The sequence below is a fragment of the Janthinobacterium sp. SUN073 genome, from assembly GCF_030397665.1.
In the GTDB taxonomy this organism is placed as follows: domain Bacteria; phylum Pseudomonadota; class Gammaproteobacteria; order Burkholderiales; family Burkholderiaceae_D; genus Janthinobacterium.
On sequence record NZ_JAPUBT010000005.1, the window covers coordinates 87,342 to 106,153 of the forward strand.

Sequence of the window (18,812 nt, forward strand, 5' to 3'; positions counted from 1 at the left end):
CGCCCCTTCAATATATTTCGCGCATGAAGAACACGGGCTCGCTCTTGAATGCGCCTATGGTTTCGCGCGCCTGTCCCGGCAGGTACGGTATCAGCGACTGTAGCGTGAGCGTACCTTTTTTCGTCACGGGTGCGGCGGGTTTGGCCATCAGCACGCTGCCGCCGCCCTGCTGCAGCAAGCCACTGTCGAGCGGCAAGGTGCTCGCGGCTGGCAACTGCGCATCCGTCAGGTTGAGATAATCCTTTAAGCCGAAATTCTTGCGCAACAGGGCCGTGCAATTGTCCAGCGTATTGGCGGCATACGCGCTGCCGTTCCAGTATTGCGCGAGCAGGGGCACCAGCAACGCACGCTGTTCCGAGCCATACATATTGTTGATGCGCAGGCGGCCATGACGCAGCCGGGTATCGCCGATGGCGACGCTGGCGGCGGGCGCGACCGCCAGGCCATTCACGCTGGAAATGAGCGCGCCGTCGCTGTCGCTGATGCCCACCACCAGCGAAAAATCGTCGTACGGGCCATCCTGGCCGCTGGCCAGCCGGTCAAAGCTGTGCAGTACCGTGATGCCAGTCGCGCCGCTGGGAATCGCCTGCTGCAGGCCAGGCGCGGCGAGCGTGATGCTGCCCGCGCCGGCAGTGCCTGCCTGCACCGTGTAGATGGCGGCGTCGCCGCCAAACTTGATCAGTTCGCCCGCCGACAGGCCACCGCTGCCTGCCACCACGACTTGCGTGCTGCCGGCGGCATACGCGCCACCATCGGTCGTGTAGGAACGCCCGCTGCGCCCCTGGTTCCAGGCAAAGGCGGGCAAGGCTGGCGCCAGGCGGCCGATGGATAGTGCCGCGCCGGCATTGCCCGCGCCCACGCTGACGCTGGCGAGTCCGGGGTAGGCGCTGCCATAGCGCGCCAGAATCTGGTTGCCCTTGCTCAATGCCGTCGCGCCCAGCACGACGCCCAGTTCGCGCTGGCCCATGTAGGTAAAGCCGCCGCAGGCGGCCGTCAGCGCGCCCGTGAGCGCGTAGTGGTCAGGGAAAAAGCGGCCAAAGACGGGTGCCGGGCTTTGCGCCTGGTTGGCGATATTGCAGCCAAACTTGCCACTCACGGCCGTATTGCTGCTGCTGCCGATCACGCAGTCGCCAGGCTGGTCGACGCTGGTGTAAGCATTGTCGAGCACCGCCTCGGGCAGCATGCGGAAGGTGCCGACATCGCCGTACGTCACGCCGCTGTTGCTGGCCAGGCCGCTGGCCAGCACCGCCTGCCCCAGCGGAAACGGGCTGGCATTCGAGGCCGACGCGAGGCGGTCGGTGTAGTCGGTGACACTGAGAAAGCCGGTGATTTTCTGGCCGGCCACGGAATTGTCGACCAGCGGCGTGCCGTCATAGCCGGCCGCCGCGGCAGCGCCAAGGGTAAACGGGGCACCCGCCGCCAGGCTGGGCGTGCCGCTCAGGGCGCTGTTGCTCATGGTGGAACTGAGCGTGAACTGCTGTGGACGCACCGCGAAATTATCGGTCGAACAACCAACATTGGCCGTGCCGCACACGGCCGCGGTGCAAGTGACGCGCACACGCACATCGCGATAGGCGCTGTACTTCGGCGCCACGGCGCTGATGGCGGTGGCCGGGATGCTCACATTCGCGCTCGAATAGCCGCCCGTAAACGCCACCAGGCCCAGCGGAATGACCGCCGTCTGGGTGAGCGGACAGTTATTCGCCCCCAGCGTGACGCCGGTGGTGGTATTGACCAGCAAATCCACCGTGGCCGCGCCAGCGAACGTCGTTTCCAGGCTGGCATCGGTCTTCAGCTTGACCAGGTCGAGCTTGAAAGCCGTATCGGCCAGCTTGGTATTCAGGCGCGCATAGGTCAGGCTGCTGGTGCTGGGCACGCAACGGGGCGACGTCGCCTCGCAGGCGTTGAAGCGCGCCACGGCGCACGCCTTGATCACCAGCGACTGGTCTTCCTGCTCCGTGAACTGCCCGTCCGTCACATTCACGCTGACGGTGGCTGCCGTGCCGCTGCTCAGGCCAAACACGGCCTGGTACTCGCCGTTGAACAGATAGGTCGCCACGCCGTCGTTCAGCGTGCCATTCGACAGCACGCCATAGCCCGCGATCAGGGCCCAGTCGCCGATGCCGTTCGAGGTACTCAGCAGGATTTGCGTGGTGTTGTTCGGCATCACGATATTGTTGTGATTGACGTCATGCGCCGTGACCGTGACCGTGCTTTGCTGGCACGTCAGGCCCGTGCCCGTATTCGTCACCGCATAATGGTTCAGGCAGCCCGCCTGGCTCAGGTTCTGGTCGCGCTGCACCAGCGCCAGGCCGCCCTCGTAATTATAGGCACGCAATTCGTCGATGGCGCCATCGGTGGAATTGCCGCTGCCGTTCTGCCCCGTCACCGCGCTGCGGTTGTCGCCAATGAACAGGCTGCCGATGCGCGGCGAGACCACCGCCGCGGTGGTAAACGCCGACTCCTTTTGCAGCACGCCATCGACGTAGATGCGCAGGCGGTCGCTATTGGCTGCCGCCAGCGCGTTGAAGCTCCAGCTCACTGCGATATGCTTCCAGGTCCCGGCGGGCACGCTATTGGCAGCCGTTTCCACCACGCGCACGTTACCCAGGCTGTCCGTGACGACGAAGCGCAGGGCGCCCGTGCTGCGCCGCACGAGAAAAAACCACTCGTTGTTCATCTGCGTGGCGTCGAGCAATTGCGCATCGCGCGCGCCACTGCCGGACCAGGCCGTGTTGGCCTTGTACCAGAACGTGATGGTGCCGGCGCCGCCCATGGTGCCGGGCACCGACAGCCCGCTGTCGACCGCATCGATGGCGGCGGCGCTGGTATTGAGGGGGAAACTGGCGGCGCGGCAGACGCGGCCGGCAGCGATCGTCTGCGCGCCACCCAGCACCGTGCCGTCGCGCCCGTTGCCGCTGGTATCTGACACCTGCCCGGGTGTATTGTTCCAGCTGGGCTGCTCCATGCGGTACTCGACCACGGGGCGGGGAATGTAAAACTTGATCGCCGAATTGGTGACCGGAAAACCGGTTTGCGGCGTGTCGTAATCGTTGCTGTCGGCTTGCCAGCCGATCTGTCCCAGCTTGGCCGAAGGTCCCGCCACTGCCGTGCCGTACTGGTAGATGAATTCGCCGTTTTCCTGCAAGATCAATTGCAGGCTGTAAGAGCCAGTGGTAGTGGTGCCCGTGGTCCATTCCGGCACATTATTCCAGGTCACCACGAAGCTGCGGTACGGCGCCGTGCCGATGGTGGCGTAGCTGACGTAACAAGTAAGGCGGCTGGCGCAGGCGGTACTGTAGGTGGGCAGTTCCAGTTTCGAGGTGGGATCAAGGTCGTTGCCATAGATGCGCATGGTGTAGTTCAGGCTGCTGTCCGGATACGGCAGCGTCTGCACCGGGCTGCCGTAGCCGCAGGTGACATTGTTATTGAACTGCACCCGGCCATTCGTCATCACGCGCAAGGTGGTGAAGGCCACGCCCGAATACATGAAACTGAAACCGATGGGCAAGGCATCGCTGAGCGTATCGTCGAGGATGGGCGGCGAGGTACCGCAGCCGGCGGAACCGTTGAATCGGTAGGGCGAGGTGTTATAGCCGAGCTTGGCATGATTGCTGGCATCGATCCAGCTGTAGGCAAAACTGGTGTTGGCGTAGGTTGCCGCCTGGACCGGCGCGCAAGCAAGCAGGGCCACAACGGCTATCCATACGGCGATGAGTGCCTGCATATTGTTCCTTTGGTTGGCCGCGCTTAAAACTCCGCCTGCACGACGCGCTGCACATAATCGGGATTATTGGTGGCATTGGCAGTGGCGCAAACGCCACCCACAGGCTGGTTGCAGGCGGTGGCAATCACCTGGAAACGGGGCAATGCGCCTGCCGCCTGCGTGCAGCGCACGGTGACCCTGAAACCGTTCAGGCCGCCATTCGCGGGCAAGGCAAAATCGCTGCTGGCGAAGCAACTGCCGTTGACGCGCTGCTGGTACACGCCCCACTCCATGCCAGCGCGGGCCGCCTGGTAGGCACGCGCGCCCTGCACGTCCAGCGCCGACTCGGCATGCTGCATGGTGGAAATGGAGAGCAGCGCCACACCCAGCGCGGACAGCACCACCAGCAGAAAAATGGCGGTGACGATGCTGAAACCGCGTGCCGGACGGCATGGCCGGCACCGCTGCGGCATGGAGGATAGGGATAGTCTCATGGCGAATTATTGACCTGTGCCTGTTGCACCAGCCTGATCTGGCCTGCGTTGCCGCCGGGCGCGCCCAGGGTCAGGCTGACACTGACCAGGCCGCGCTGCAGGTTGGGCAGGGTATCGAAGGAAAAGTCACAGTCGGCGACCTGCATGGCCATCAGCGCCGCGGACGGCGCGCCGCTCAGCGCCGCTGTGCTCACCGGCTGGTCCGCCTGGATCACATAACCGGCATAACGCGTCAGCGTGCCCGTGCCGTTCGCATTCGGCGCGCAATGATAGGTCACGACCGTACTGACCACCTGGAAACGATAGCTGAGGGAAGGCATGGACGGCGTTTGCGCGACAAAGGGGTTGTTGACCAGCGTGACGTTGCTGCCGCTGATGGAAGCGACCTGGGCGCGGTTGCACTGCCCGCTGCAATTATAGGCGTCCACAGGAGGCTGAGCGCCCAGATTGTTGACAACGATAAAGTCGCCGGGAACGATGGTCTGCACGCCGGACGGCGCGGCGCCGACGATGGTAAATACATTCAGGTTGCCCGGCGTGAGGGGATCGAAGGCCAGTACATTGCCCGGTATCGTGTTCGGGTCGTCTTCCGACAGATAGCGCCCACCCGTCTTGGTCAGCAGCAGCTCCAGAAAACTGCCGCTGCTATTGCTCGTCACGCGCACGCTGTTGGGCAGCGCCAGGCGCACGTCGCGCGCGATGCGGCGTGTCGCCAAATCAGCCGAGTCCGCCAGCTCGGCGCGGGCGGCTACATCCAGGTAACTTTGCACGGGGGCACGAATGAACAGCGTCACCATGCCGGCGACGATGGCCGTGATGACGATCACCACGATCAGTTCGATCAAGGTAAAACCGCGCTGCCGGGGGCGTAAAGAAATCATCATGGGACGGCATTGCCTGCGTAGCGCGTGCGGTAGCCGGCCAGCACGAGCTGTTGATTCGTGGCATAAGTCACCGTGACCGTGATGCGCAAGACATTCATGTTGATCGGTGTGGCGTCCGAAGGCGGCATGGCGCCGGCCGGCCCCAGTCCCGCGTCGGGGCTGATGGCCACGCTCACCGCATAGCCAGCAGGAAAGCTGTTTCCAGCCGCGTCGACGGCATAGACCACGGGAGCATTGAAGGACCGCACATAGTCGCTGACGTTGTAATACGGCCGCCCCGAGGCGGGTACCGTCGCGCTGACATTTTGCGGCGTATTGCAGCCGGTGGGATTGGTGGCGCTGTCGAACGGTGCGGCATTCGTCGCCATATCGGCGGCCGGATCGGCGACCGGATCGCAAAACGTAAACCGTGCCCCTTCGATCTCATCGAGCATGGCTTCCGCGATGGCCAGCGCCTGCTTGCGCAATTGCGGATCGGCGCTGCTGGCCGTGGTGCGGGCGAAAATTTGCAGCAGGCCCACCACGGCGATGCTGACCACCACGATGAAGATGATCAGCTCGATCAGGGTCACGCCCCGCTGCCCCGTCCCGCGCGCCGCCATGGCGGCGTCCCTAGTAATGGACATAGCCCGTCTCCCCTTCGACCACGATAGTACGCGGGATGCCGCCGCCGCTGATGCCGATGCTGACGCGCGCGGGAAAGGTCGACACGGGTTCGGTGTCAGTGGACTTGTAAGGACGGCCCAGGGCATTGAAGTAAAAGGCGGCCGCTTCCAGCGGCACGCTATAGCTGATCTTGTTGGGCGCCGCTTCGCACAGCCAGGCCGTGGCATTCGCGCAGGCGGCCAGGGTGGCTGTGCGGCCGCTGTTGCCACCCGCAGGCGGCAAGACGCGGTTGGGCGCGTCGCAGGCAGTATTGAAACACAGGGCAATGCGGGTGCCGTTGAGCTGCACGAAGACGGGACGGTTTTGCGCGATCGCCAGTTTTTGCGCATAGCGCAGCATGCTCACGTTTTGATCGGCAAAGCTGCGCGCATCAAAACTGTCTTGCTGGAAGAAACGCGGCATGGCGACGGCCGCCAGCAGGCCGCCCACGATCAGCACGACGATCAGCTCGACCAGGGTGAAGCCCCGCTGCTGGCGCCCACGGCTGGCCGGTCCGGCAAACATCAAACCTGCTGGAGACAGCATCGTGAACACCTGTGGCAATGAGCGGCATGCTGGCTGAAACATGTCAGGAAGAATAAAAAACGCCTGGCGAGCCAGGCGGATTGCATGCGGCGCGGATTGTCGCCGCATGCGGGGCTCACGTCACTGGCAACTGGCAAGGACAGGCGCAGGGGTTATCGTCGGCGCGGCATTGGCAGCGGCGGAAGCGGTATAAATAAACGAGCAGGTGGCATGACCAGCGTCGGCGGCGATCGTTATCGGTCCAGGTGGCGTGCCCGTTATACTGAAATCCGGTGCCGTGATGCCGGCCGCTACCTGGATGCTGGTCGAATCAGGATAGCCGTTCGTCAGGGTAATAGTGGCGCCGTCCATCGCCACCGATGCAGCACTGGCGACCGCACCATCGACCATCCATCGCGCATGGGCCAGCGCAGCGCCTGCCTGCACCGAGGCGCGGGCGCCATTGATTTTCGCCAGACGGGCATCCGCCGACAAATTGATAAAACGGGGAATCGCGGTGGCCGCCAGTATGCCCAGGATGACGATGACGACGACTAACTCGATCAGCGTAAAGCCCGCTTGAGCACCTTGTTGAAAACGACGAATTGACTGCAGTTTCATGCTGATCTCCAAAAAATCAAAAAACAATGCTGGCAAAATTTGCCCACAGAATAAAAAACTATCTCAACCCGCCCGCCTCGCCCAACTGTATCAGCGCCACCTCAGGCGCATCAACCGGGCTTGAGGACTGGCCCCGGGTAGCGGATGCTTGCCGCAAGCTTACCTTGAATCGAAGCAACTCGGAATGCCTGGCAGCGAAACTGTTGCCTCGATTTAATATATATATCAATTCTGCATTACTTCTATCAAAAAACCAATGGCTTTGGGGAATTTTTTCCATCTCCGGCGCGCTGCTATATACGCCCAGATAATTGGCCGGTTTTTCAGCCAGCCAATCGATAGGGTTTTGCCCCGCCAGCGCCAGCACCTGGTTTTGCCGGTCGGACGCATACATTTCCAGCACCTGCATGCGCAGGCCCGCGCGCAGCGCCAGCAGCGTTTGCCGCACGGCGACCCGTTCCGCTTCCTGCTGGACCACCTCCAGCCGGCCCAGCAGCACGACCGTCAGCACGGCGATGACGGACACGGCGACGGCCAATTCAAACAAGGTAAAGCCGCGCTGCCTGGCCTTGCCAGCCAACATGTTGTTTTTTGGCGAAATACGCGGCTTCATTTATGCAGGGCCACCTTGCCCAGGTCCCACACGGGCAGGAAGATGCCCAGCGCCAGCACCAGCACCATGGCGCCAAGAAAGGCGATCAGGATGGGTTCGATCTGCGCGGACAAGGTCTTCAATTCGTAATCGACTTCGCGCTCGTACATCTGGGCGATTTCATCCATCAGCTCATCCAGCGAACCGGACTCTTCACCGACGGCGATCATTTGCAGCACCACTGGCGTGAAGACGCCCGCCGCCACCGAAGTGCGCAGGATGCTGTCGCCGCGTTCGACGCCGTCGCGCATCTGCTCGACGCGGGCGCACAGATAGGCGTTATCCACCGTCTGCGACACCACCGTCAGCGCCTGCACGATGGGCACGCCGCTGGTGCTGGACAGGGCGAAGCTGCGCGCGAAGCGCGCCATCGTGCCTTTCAGGATGATCTTGCCGGCGATAGGAAATTTCAACTTGTAACGATCCCATGTGTAGCGGCCAGGCACGGTGCGTAACCAGGCCCGGAAAGCGGCTATCGCGGCAATAGTCAGTACCAGCAGCAAAGGCCAATACGCCACTATGAAGGCCGACGTGCCGATCAGGATGCGCGTCATCAAGGGCAGTTCGGCATTGAAGCTGGCGAACACTGTCACGAACTGGGGAATCACGAACATATTGACGATGACCATGGCGACGAGCATGGCCACGATCACGAAACTGGGGTAGCGCGTGGCCGACTTCACGCGCGCGCGCATGTCGCGGTCGAACTCCAGGTGGTCGAACAATCGCAGGAAGACTTCATCGAGGCGCCCCGTCATTTCGCCCACGCGCACCATCGACAGGTAAAACGGCGTAAACACGGTGGGGTGGCGCGCCATGGCGGCCGACAGTTCGCGGCCCGCGTCGAGCGATTCGCGCACATCCTTGATGATGCGCCCGAACGCGGGGCTGATGGCGGACTCCTGCAGGCCGGCCAGGCCGCGCATGATGGGCACGCCCGCCTTGAGCAGGGTGTACAGCTGGCGGCTGAACAACTGCACGTCCATCGAACTGACTTTTTTCTCCGTCAGTTTTTGCCACCAGCCGATATCGGCGCCGGTGGTGGCGGCTTTTTTGGTTACCAGGATTTCCACCGGCGTCGCGCCGGTGGAAAACAACTGGTCGGCCACGGCGCCGCTGTCGGCGCCTTCCATCACGCCGGTCAGCAGCTCGCCGCTGGCATTACGCGCCTTGTAGGAGAAAAATGGCACCTCAATCCTCGCTCTGGTTGCTGATGCGCATCGCTTCCATCACCGTCGTGCGGCCCTGTACCACCAGTTGCACGGCGTGGCGGCGCAGGGTGTCGCCCGCCATTTGCGCCGTCGCCACCTTCATGAAGTGGGACGGATCGGCATGGTTGGCGGCATCGGCCACGGCGCGCGTGATTTCCAGCAATTCGTACACGCCCGTGCGGCCCCGGTAACCCATGCCATTGCAATGCGAGCAGCCCTTGCCGTGGAAATACTGGTTGCGCTCGACCAGCTCGCCCAGTTCCAGGCGCAGCCACTCGTATTCGTTCGGCGTGGGCACGTAGGGCGTGCTGCAGCTTTCACAGATCACGCGCACCAGGCGCTGCGCCAGCACGGCTTGCAGCGAGCTGCCCACCATGTAGCGCGGCACGCCCATGTCCATCAGGCGCAGCGGCGTGCTGATGGCGTCGTTGGTATGCAGGGTCGACAGCACCAGGTGACCCGTCATGGCGGCGCGCAAGCCGATTTGCGCCGTTTCCTGGTCGCGCATCTCGCCGACGAGCACGATATCGGGATCTTGCCGCAGAGCCGAGCGCAGCACGCGGGCAAAGCTCAGCTCGATCTTCTCGTTCACTTGCACTTGGTTAATACCGGACAAGCGGTACTCGACCGGGTCTTCCACCGTGATGAGCTTTTTTTCCACGGAATTGAGTTCGGCCAGGGCGCAGTACAAGGTCGTCGTCTTGCCGCTACCCGTCGGCCCCGTCACCAGCACCAGGCCGTTGGGGCGGTTGACGATGGCGCGGAAGCGTTCCACCAGCTGGGGCGGCATGCCGATGGCGTCCAGGCGCAAGGTCGTGCCGCCCTGGTTCAACAGCCGCATCACCACCGATTCGCCGTACTGCGTCGGCATGGTGGAGATACGCACATCGATGCGCTGGTTTTTCACGCGGATGGCGAAACGGCCATCCTGCGGCAAGCGTTTCTCGGAAATATCCAGGTCCGACATCAGTTTTAGCCGCAGCGCCAGCGAACTGGCGATCTTGCTGTCCGCTTCCGTCTGCAGGTGCAGCACGCCGTCGATGCGGAAACGGATCTGCAGCCGGCCTTCCTGCGGTTCGATGTGGATGTCCGAGGCGCGCACCTGCGTGGCATCCTCGAACACCGATTGCAGCAGCTTGACGATGGGCGCCTCTTCCAGGCCCGGATTGGCGGCCAGCGCGCCAAAGTCGACGGAGACGTCGCCCAGGTCCTGCTCCAGCTCGCGCGTCAGGGTGGAAATATCCTCCGTGCGGCGGTAGATGCGGTCGATGGCGGCCAGCACTTCCGTTTCATTGACGACAGCGAGCTCGATGTGGCGCTTGACCAGGCGCGAGATTTCATCGTACGCGAACAGGTCGGTGGGATCGGACATGCCGACCAGCAATCCCTCGCGCCGGTCTTCCAGCACCAGCGCGCGAAAGCGCCGCGCCTGGGTTTCCGGCAACAGGCGCACCAGTTCGGGATTGATGTTGAAAAACTTCAGGTTGATGTAGGGAATGTCGAGCTGGCGCGCCAGGGCGCCCGAAATTTGCTCTTCCGTGACAAAGCCGTGCTCGACAAAAACGCGGCCCAGCTTGCGCCCCGAGCGCTTCTGTTCCGTCAAGGCCTGGCCCAACTGTTCTTCCGTCAGCAATTTCTGCTGCACCAAAATTTCACCGAGCCGGACTTTCTCTGGCCTTGCCATGCTTGCTCCTCGACAGATGCTTCAGACGATGCACGCCAGCGGCGTGCGGGGGTATTTTATTCCAGAACCTGTTGTTTCTTAAAGAAAATACATTCTGTGGCTTGATTTTCGCGCATTTCAACACACCACAAGGAAACACTTGCCGCCCGCGTGCGCGCATGGCAATCCCTTTCGGCGAGCACGGGCGGCGTGCGGGCGAACGAACCCTGCGGCAATACCGGTGCTATCATTCTCCGCACCGCCGTGTTTTTCTGACAAGGCCGTCACTATCAAAGGAATACCATGTCATTGCACCGCAAACTCATCGTCTCCCTGGCCGCCGCCAGCGCCTTGCTGGCCGGCAGCGCACAAGCCCAATACGTCGGACCGACGGCCGGCCCTACCGCGCCCAGCAGCGTGGCCGCCATCCTGAAAAATCCCGTCGACGACCAGGCCGTCGTGCTGCGCGGCCATTTGCTGCGTAAAGTGGGCAAGGAAAAATACACCTTCTCCGATGGCACGGCGGAAATCCGCGTGGACATCGACGACAAGGTCTTCATGAACCGCAAGATCGACGCCAAAACCCAGGTGGAAATCCGTGGCGAAGTGGAAAAAGACTTCATGGAAAGCCCGGAAATCGATGTCGACGTGCTGACCGTCGTCCCGTAAGCGTCCTTGCCATCCCGCCGCCACGGCGGGATGGGCATCACCCCTCTTCTGTATACCTTGCACAAGCTTTTCCATTCAAGAAACTAGGCTTGTCAGAGCAATCAATTTCGTCTAGCATCTTTTCATTCAAGGTCAGCCAGCGCCAGCGTGAGCCTGCCTGTCGACTCATCCATTCTGGGAGCCTTCCGGGTGCAAGATTTGCCTTCGATACGCTCAAGAATTTCATGGCTGGTGCTCGCCTGGGTCATGCCGACGGCGCTCGTGTTTCTGCTGCTCGTGGCGCAAAGCTACACGCGCGAACGCGAGCATGTCGTCAGCGAAACGGCGCAGGCGGCGCGGGCAGTCGCCGCCGCCGTCGAACGCGACCTGAACGGCGCCCAGATGGCCGCGCGCATCCTCGCCGCCTCACCCGCCCTGCAAACGGACGACATCGGCGCCCTGCGCGCCCTGACCGACAGCCTGTTGCAGCCAGGCCTGGCCGTCAGCGCCTTCATCATCTCCGATGCCAGGGGACGTCAGTTGGTCAATACTGCCCTGCCCGCCAACCTGGTGCCGCCCCCCTTGCCGCAAAAATGGGCCGCCAGCATGGAACGCACGCGCGAGTACGGCAAGCCGCGGCTGACCAGCCTGCTCCTGGCGCCGGACGAGGTGCCGCGCCTGGCGCTGAACCTGCCCTTGCCGCGTGCCCAGGGTGCCGCCCATGTATTGACGGCCCTGTACCCGCCCGACTACCTGCCCTTGCTGTTGCGCGAACTGCACCTGCCGGCCTACCTGGGTGCGGCCATCATCAATGCCGACGGCATCAACGTGGCGCGCACCCTGGCGCCGCAGCGCTACGTGGGCCAGCGCAGCGTGGCGCCCCTGCTGGAACAGATACGCCAGGCGCGCGAAGGCGTGCTGCGCCATGCCACGCTGGAAGACCTGGACGTCTACACGGGCTTTCGCCGCGCTCCCGACGACAGCTGGACGGTGGCCGTCACCATGCGCAGCAGCACGGTGGCCGAAGCGCTGCTGGGCTCGGTAGTCACGGGTTCCGTCATCCTGGCCCTGCTGCTGGGCGCCGGCTTTGCCCTGGCCTGGCGCGTGGGCGGACGCCTGGCCAGCACCCTGCAGGAACTCACGTTGCAGATCCAGGCGCTGGCGCAGGGCAAACCCTTGCTCTCGAACAAGCACGCGGACCGCGAATCGGCCGACATGGCCGCCGCCCTGGGCGCGCTGGAACGCGACCTGCGGCGCCACCGCACGCAGCTCGAGAGCCTGGTGGCCGAACGCACGCTGGCCCTGGAAAAATCCACGCGCCTGCTGGAAACCGTGTACGCGACGGCACCCATCGGCATGCTGTTCGTGGGCCTGGACTTGCGCATCGTCATGATCAACCATTACCTGGCCGCCATCCACGGCGCCAGCGCGACGCAGCATCTGGGCCGTCCCGTGGGCGCCATGCTATTCGACGACGCCGTGCGCGCGGACGTGGAGCGCTGCGTGCGCCAGGTGCTGGAGACGGGCATGCCCATCGTCGACATGGAGTTGAGCGGCCACAGCGGGCAGCAGCGCGAACAGCTGAGCCACTGGATCGTCTCGTATCACCCGATTTTCGGTCCTGAGCGGCAATTGCTGGGCGTGTCGGGCCTGTGGCTGGATATTAGCGAGCGCAAGCGCAGCGAAGCGGAATTCCGCCGCTCGAAACACCTGTTCGGCACCATCATCGAAAACATTCCGGCCATGGTCTTCGTCAAGCGCGCCGACAAGCTGAGCTTTGAAATGGTCAACCGCCACGCGGAACTGACCCTGGGACGCTCACGCGAGCAATTACTGGGCAAGACGGACCACGACTTCTTCCCGCCGCAGCAGGCGGCCGCCTTCGTCAGCGCCGACCGCAAGCTGCTGGCCACGGGGCAGATGGTGGAAATCGAACAGGAAGCGATCAATACGGCCGACGGCACCACGCGCTACTTCACCACGCGCAAGGTGGTCTTGCGCGACGATGCGGGGCGCGCCAGCCACGTACTGGGGGTCTCGATCGATATCACGGATCGCAAGCGTGCCACCGAGGTGCTGCACGCCACCACCTTACGCCTGGAACAGAACGAGCGCTTCATCCGCACCGTCACCGACAACCTGCCCGGCATGGTGTCGTACTGGGGTGCCGATCTGCGTTGCCGCTTCGCAAATAATTTCTATAACGAATGGTTTGGCCGCAGCAGCGCCGAGCTGGCCGGCATCCACATGCGCGAATTGCTGGGGCAGGAACTGTTCGACGTGTATGCGCCCCATGTCGAAGGCGTGCTGGCGGGCCGGCCGCAAAGCTTCGAGCGCGACCTGCTCGATCCCACGGGCCAGGTGTGCCATACGTGGACCAACTACATTCCCGATGTCGACGACAGCGGCGGCGTGCGCGGCTTCTTCGTGCTGGCCTCAGACGTCTCTGAACTCAAGCGCACGGAATTGCGCCTGCATGAACTCAACGAGCAAATGGTGCGCGCGCGCGACAAGGCCGAGGCGGCCAGTATCGCGAAAAGCGAGTTCGTCGCCAACATGAGCCATGAAATCCGCACGCCGATGAACGCCATCATCGGCCTGGCGCGCCTGCTGGAAGAGTCGCCGCTGGAACGGCGCGAGCGCAGCTATGTCGGCAAGATCCAGATGGCCACGCAATCGCTGCTCAATATCGTCAACGACGTGCTGGACTTTTCCAAGATCGAGGCGGGACAGATGGTGCTGGAACAGCGCCGCTTCCAGCTCGATCGCCTGCTGGGCAGCGTCAGCGTGCTGCTGGCCAACAGCGCCTGGGCGCGCGGCGTGGAGCCCGTATTTGTGCTCGCCCCCGGCGTGCCGGACGAACTGATCGGCGACGCCCTGCGCGTGGAACAGATCCTCCTCAACCTGGTGGGCAACGCCGTCAAATTCACCGCGCATGGCGAAGTGGTGCTGGCCATCACCATGGTGGCCGAGGATGCGGCCAGCGCCACGCTGGAGTTTTCCGTGCGCGACACTGGCATCGGCATAGCCGCGGCCGAACAGGAACGCATCTTCGACGCGTTTTCCCAGGGCGACAGCGGCACCAGCCGCAAATACGGCGGCACGGGACTGGGGCTGGCCATCTGCCGGCGCATGGTGGAATTGATGGGGGGCAAACTCAGCGTGACAAGCGCGCTGGGCGAAGGTTCCGACTTCCGTTTCAGTTGTCGCTTCGATAAGGTGGCGCCACCGCCCGAGCCGCCCGGCAAGAATACGCCCAAGGCCCTGTCGCTGCTGATCATCGACGACAATGCCAGCGTGCGCGCCATGCTGACAGACTGGTGCGCGGCGCAGGGCTGGCACAGCCGCAGCGCCGACAGCGGCGCAGCCGGCCTGGCGCTGCTGCGCGCCAGCGCCAGCGGCCTGGACGGCTTGCCGCCGGCAGATCTTGTGCTGCTCGACGCGGCCATGCCCGGCATGGATGGCATTTCCATGCTCACCGAGGCGCGCACCGACGAATACCTGGCGCTACCACCCGTGATCATGCTGGTGGCCGACCAGGACAGCGAAAACCTCGAACGCCTGGCCGACAGCCTGATGCTGGCCGGCATCGTTTCGAAACCGGCCACCCCGGCGCGCCTGCTGGCGGCCGTGACTGCCGTGCGGGATGGACGCAATGGCCGCAGCGCGCCATCCGCGCTGCCCGTGTCCACGCCCCTGTCGGGCTTGCTGGAAGGCATGCGCGTGCTGCTGGTGGAAGACAATGAAATCAACCAGGAAGTGGCGCAGTACATCTTGCTGCACTCGGGCGCGCGCGTGGCCATGGCCGCCAACGGCCAGCTGGCCGTCGACTTGCTCACCAGCACGCCGCACGCCTGGGACGTGGTGCTGATGGATTTGCAGATGCCCGTCATGAATGGCTATGACGCGACGCTGGCCATCCGCGCGCTGGGCTTGCCGGACTTGCCCATCATCGCCATGACGGCCAATGCCATGCACGAGGACCGCCTGCGCGCCATCGCCAGCGGCATGAATGCGCACGTGGCCAAGCCCATCGATGTCGACGACATGATCGAGACCCTGACCCGGCTGGTGCCGGCGCCCCTGGGCGGGAGCGGCAGCGGCGGCACCAGCGCCGTCCCGGCCGGCCATGCCGTCGTGCCCATGCGGGAGGTACCGGCCACGGTGGCCGGCATCGACCTGGCGGCAGCGCTGCAGCGCTTCGGCGGCGACTACGGCGCCTTCCTGGCCCTGCTCAAGCGCTTTGAGAATTCGCAAGGCGACGCCGTCGAGGAAACGCGGCGCCTGCTGGCCGCTGGCCAGACGCAGCAGGCGGCGCAGTTGCTGCACCGCGTCTGCGGCGTGGCGGCCAACCTGGGCGCCACGCACGTCGCCCGCCTGGCCGCCGAGACGGAAAAGGCGTTGAAAACGGGGCAATCGCACGCCACGGCCGCCTTGCTGGGACAGCTGGAACGGGCGATGAGCGAAGTCATCAAAGCGACGCGCGCCCTGCCCTCGCCCCTGCGGCGCGGCCAGCCGCCAGCTGCCGCGTCCGGCAGCGCGCCGCTCGACGTGCACGCCGGCCTGGCCGAACTGCTTGTCTTGATCCGCAACAATAACCTGAAGGCGCTGGCGCACTTCCACGCCCTGCACCCCGCCCTGCAACAGTCAGACCGGGAAGCGGCGCTGGCGATGGCAAACGCGATCGAGACCTTGAATTTTTCCGAAGCGGAAAAACTCGTGCTCGATCAGCTGAAACGAGAGGAAAACAAGTGAGCTGGACCAACCTTGCCATGAACGGGCGCATCCTCATCGTCGATGACGCCATGGAAAACATCCAGATCCTGCACCAGCTGCTGCGCGAGGAACACGAGGTGCTGTTCGCCCTGAGCGGTGTGAAGGCGCTGGAAATCGCACAGAATCAATTGCCGGACCTGATCCTGCTCGACGCCGTCATGCCCGGCATGGATGGCTATGCCGTGTGCAGCGCCTTACGCGAATCGGCCCTCCTCTGCGCCATTCCCGTCATTTTCGTCACGGCCCTGAACCAGCCCGAAGACGAGACGCGGGCGCTGGAAGCGGGCGCCGTCGATTTCATCACGAAACCGTTCAACGCGGCCGTCGTGCGGGCCCGCGTGCGCAGCCAGCTGACCATCAAGCGGCAAGCCGACGCCATGCGCGAACTGACGCTGACGGACTCGCTGACGGGCGTGGCCAACCGGCGCAGCTTCAACGAAGCCATGGACAGCGAATGGCGGCGCTGCGCGCGCGACGGCGTGCCGATGGCCATCATCATGGCCGATATCGACCATTTCAAGGATTACAACGATACGTATGGCCACCAGGCGGGCGACCTGTGCCTGCAGCAGGTGAGCGCCGCCCTGCGCCGCTGCGCCGTGCGCCCGCCCGACCTGCTGGCGCGCTACGGCGGCGAGGAATTCATCATCCTGTTGCCGCAGGAAACGCGCGACGGCGCCGAAGTGGTGGCCCAGCGCATCCTCGAGGAAGTGCGCGCCCTGGAAATTGCCCACGCCAGGTCCAGCGTCGGCCCGCACGTCACCGTCAGCCTGGGCATGGCCAGCGTCATGCCCACCGAAGGCATGGACCCCAGCGCCCTGATCCGCGCCGCCGACGCCCTGCTGTACCGCGCCAAGCATACGGGACGGGACAGGTATTGCGCGGCGGAGGGGGAGTAATTACGGATAGCAGCGCATCAGAAACTCCGCCACGCACACAGGTTTCGTGTCGCCTTCCCGCTCCATGGTCACGCCCCAGTTCACTTGCGCCCCTTCCGGCACGTCGTCGACGGCAAGAATGTCGAGCCGCGCGCGCAAGCGGCTGCCGACGGGCACGGGTGCGGGAAAGCGCACCTTGTTCAGGCCGTAGTTGATGGCCATGCGGATGCCGGCCATGTGCAGCGCACCCGCAAGCATGGCGGGCAACAACGATAACGTCAGGAAGCCGTGCGCCACGGTGCAGCCGTAGGGCGACTCGCGCGCGCAACGCTCGGCATCCACATGAATCCACTGATGGTCGTCCGTGGCGTCGGCGAAGGTGTCGATGCGCTGCTGGGTGATGGTGAGCCAGTCGGAGACGGCCACGTGCTGCCCCGCCAATGCCTGAAAACCGGCAATGCCGGCGATATCACGCATGCTTTTCTCCTGCCGGACGGCGGCCGAACATGCCCATGCCTTCGACGGTGGTCACCACCTCGCCATGCTGGTTGCGCACGCTCCACACGGAAATGACGATGCCGCGGTCCGGCTTCGATGTGGATGGCCGCACTTCCTTGACCTGGTAGGCCAGGTGCAGGGTATCGCCCGCGCGCACGGGTTTGAGCCAGCGGATGCTGTCCAGGCCGGGCGAGCCCATGCTGGACGAGTGCTTGAGCAGATTGTCCACCACCAGGCGCATCATCATGCCGCAGGTGTGCCAGCCGCTGGCGATGACGCCCTTGAAGATGGTCTTTTCGGCGGCCGCATGGTCGACGTGAAACGGCTGCGGGTCGAAATCCGTGGCGAAGGCGATGATTTCCGCCTCCGTCACGTGGCGCTGGCCCAGGTCGATTTCCAGTCCCTGCGTAAAATCTTCGAAATACCAATGCTTGGGTTTAATTTCCGTCAATGCGGTCATGCGGTCTCCGTCGGCAAAAAGCCCGGCTGGGCGATAAAGCGCTCGATATGGTGCTCCACGTCGCCCAGGGTCAGGGCGATCATGGAGAGGCGCTTGAAATGGTGGGCGGCGGGCAATTCATCCGTCACGCCCATGCCGCCATGCAATTGCACGGCTTGCTGCCCGACAAAGGTGGCGGCCAGTCCCACGCGCGCCTTGGCGGCGGAGACCGTGCGGCGCCGCTCGGACGCATCCTCGCTGTCGACCTTGGCGGCGGCCAGCATGGCCATCGAGCGGGCCTGCTCCAGGTGGATGAACATGTCGGCCATGCGGTGCTGCAAGGCCTGGAATTTGCCGATCGGCGCGCCGAACTGCTGGCGCGTTTTTAAATACTCGAGCGTGGCGGCAAAGATGGCGTCCATGGCGCCCACGGCTTCCGCGCACAACAGGGCGGCGCCATAGTCGAGCGCTGCATCGAGCACGGCCCAGCCCAGCCCGGCCTGGCCGATCAGCGCGTCCTGGCCCAGCACCACTTGCACCAGAGTCACGGTGGCGGCGCGCTGGCCGTCGATGCTGCGGTAATCGCGCACGGAAACGCCGGGCGCGTCAAAAGGCACGAGGAACAGCGAAATGCCATTCGTCTCATCCTGGCTGCCACTGCTGCGCGCCGAGACGATCAACGCACCCGCCTGCGCGCCATGAATGACGACGGTTTTCTCGCCATCGAGCACGAAACCGTCACCGCTGGCGCTGGCCGTGGTGGCGATATCGTGCATATCGTGGCGCGACTGGCGTTCGCCCAGCGCGCAGGCCAGCTTCAGGCTGCCACTGGCGACCTGCTCCAGCACGGCGTCGTGACCGCCCGCCAACGTGAGGAAACGCGCGCCCAGCACGGTGGCGAAATACGGTTCGACCACCAGGCCGCGGCCCAGTTCCTGCATCACCAGCAGCATGTCGACGGCCGTGCCGTCGAAACCGCCCACGCCGGCTGGCAGCGGCAAGGCCGTCATGCCCAGCTCGGCCAGGGTGGCCCAGGCGGCATCGGACGTGCCCGTGGCCGAGTGGACGATCTGCTTGCGCGTTTCAAATGGGTAATCCTTGTCGACCCAGCGCCTGAGCGCGTCGGCAAATTGCTGCTGTTCCTGATTAAAATGGAAGTCCATGTCGTCTCC

At 64.1% G+C, this 18,812-nt stretch carries 15 protein-coding genes; 3 read left to right on the top strand and 12 right to left on the bottom strand.

Features of this window, described 5'->3' with window-relative positions; genetic code table 11:
- Positions 1–7: 7 nt before the first annotated feature.
- From O0882_RS15450 to O0882_RS15490, 9 genes are all read right to left on the bottom strand, one after another.
- Positions 8–3,727 (bottom strand): LamG domain-containing protein, encoded by a 3,720-nt coding sequence (locus tag O0882_RS15450; RefSeq protein ID WP_289949322.1) that lies wholly within the window; start codon positions 3,725–3,727, stop codon positions 8–10.
- Between the two features lie 23 nt (positions 3,728–3,750).
- On the bottom strand, positions 3,751–4,200 hold the full coding sequence (locus tag O0882_RS15455; protein WP_289949325.1) for an agglutinin biogenesis protein MshP: 450 nt from the start codon (positions 4,198–4,200) through the stop codon (positions 3,751–3,753).
- On the bottom strand, positions 4,197–5,084 hold the full coding sequence (locus O0882_RS15460; protein ID WP_289949327.1) for a prepilin-type N-terminal cleavage/methylation domain-containing protein: 888 nt from the start codon (positions 5,082–5,084) through the stop codon (positions 4,197–4,199). The genes O0882_RS15455 and O0882_RS15460 overlap by 4 nt, the downstream gene beginning before the upstream one ends.
- Positions 5,081–5,710, bottom strand: coding sequence for a hypothetical protein (locus O0882_RS15465; protein WP_289949328.1), 630 nt, complete (start codon positions 5,708–5,710; stop codon positions 5,081–5,083). The genes O0882_RS15460 and O0882_RS15465 overlap by 4 nt, the downstream gene beginning before the upstream one ends.
- Complete coding sequence (locus tag O0882_RS15470) at positions 5,697–6,275, bottom strand: prepilin-type N-terminal cleavage/methylation domain-containing protein (protein WP_289949330.1); 579 nt, start codon at positions 6,273–6,275, stop codon at positions 5,697–5,699. Before O0882_RS15470 ends, O0882_RS15465 begins: the two co-directional genes overlap by 14 nt.
- A gap of 120 nt (positions 6,276–6,395) precedes the next feature.
- Positions 6,396–6,875 carry a type II secretion system protein gene (locus tag O0882_RS15475; RefSeq protein ID WP_289949332.1) on the bottom strand — a complete coding sequence of 160 codons (480 nt, stop codon included), beginning with the start codon at positions 6,873–6,875 and terminating at the stop codon, positions 6,396–6,398.
- Positions 6,876–6,933: 58 nt separating this feature from the next.
- Positions 6,934–7,458 (bottom strand): type II secretion system protein, encoded by a 525-nt coding sequence (locus O0882_RS15480; RefSeq protein WP_289949334.1) that lies wholly within the window; start codon positions 7,456–7,458, stop codon positions 6,934–6,936.
- Between the two features lie 26 nt (positions 7,459–7,484).
- The gene (locus O0882_RS15485; RefSeq protein ID WP_289949336.1) at positions 7,485–8,717 is read right to left on the bottom strand and encodes a type II secretion system F family protein; all 1,233 of its coding nucleotides are present in this window, start codon (positions 8,715–8,717) and stop codon (positions 7,485–7,487) included.
- 1 nt (position 8,718) lies between these two features.
- Positions 8,719–10,422, bottom strand: coding sequence for a GspE/PulE family protein (locus O0882_RS15490; RefSeq protein WP_099763383.1), 1,704 nt, complete (start codon positions 10,420–10,422; stop codon positions 8,719–8,721).
- Between the two features lie 282 nt (positions 10,423–10,704).
- Between O0882_RS15490 and O0882_RS15495 the strand changes: the two genes are divergently transcribed.
- The 3 genes from O0882_RS15495 to O0882_RS15505 all read left to right on the top strand — a co-directional run bounded on the left by O0882_RS15495 (position 10,705) and on the right by O0882_RS15505 (position 16,724).
- Positions 10,705–11,070 carry a NirD/YgiW/YdeI family stress tolerance protein gene (locus O0882_RS15495; protein ID WP_219136549.1) on the top strand — a complete coding sequence of 122 codons (366 nt, stop codon included), beginning with the start codon at positions 10,705–10,707 and terminating at the stop codon, positions 11,068–11,070.
- Between the two features lie 231 nt (positions 11,071–11,301).
- Entirely contained in the window at positions 11,302–15,804 is a 4,503-nt protein-coding gene (locus tag O0882_RS15500) for a PAS domain-containing protein (protein WP_289949340.1), read from the top strand.
- Positions 15,801–16,724 carry a diguanylate cyclase gene (locus O0882_RS15505; RefSeq protein ID WP_289949342.1) on the top strand — a complete coding sequence of 308 codons (924 nt, stop codon included), beginning with the start codon at positions 15,801–15,803 and terminating at the stop codon, positions 16,722–16,724. The genes O0882_RS15500 and O0882_RS15505 overlap by 4 nt, the downstream gene beginning before the upstream one ends.
- Here the strand turns inward: O0882_RS15505 and O0882_RS15510 are convergent, their stop codons facing one another.
- Genes O0882_RS15510 through O0882_RS15520 form a run of 3 tightly spaced genes read right to left on the bottom strand, consistent with a single transcriptional unit; the run spans position 16,725 to position 18,803 of the window.
- Entirely contained in the window at positions 16,725–17,180 is a 456-nt protein-coding gene (locus tag O0882_RS15510) for a MaoC family dehydratase (RefSeq protein ID WP_289949344.1), read from the bottom strand. It lies immediately after the preceding gene.
- A complete protein-coding gene (locus O0882_RS15515; protein ID WP_289949346.1) occupies positions 17,173–17,661 on the bottom strand; it encodes a MaoC family dehydratase in 489 nt (162 codons plus the stop codon). Before O0882_RS15515 ends, O0882_RS15510 begins: the two co-directional genes overlap by 8 nt.
- Positions 17,658–18,803 carry an acyl-CoA dehydrogenase family protein gene (locus O0882_RS15520; protein ID WP_289949348.1) on the bottom strand — a complete coding sequence of 382 codons (1,146 nt, stop codon included), beginning with the start codon at positions 18,801–18,803 and terminating at the stop codon, positions 17,658–17,660. Before O0882_RS15520 ends, O0882_RS15515 begins: the two co-directional genes overlap by 4 nt.
- Positions 18,804–18,812: the final 9 nt, after the last annotated feature.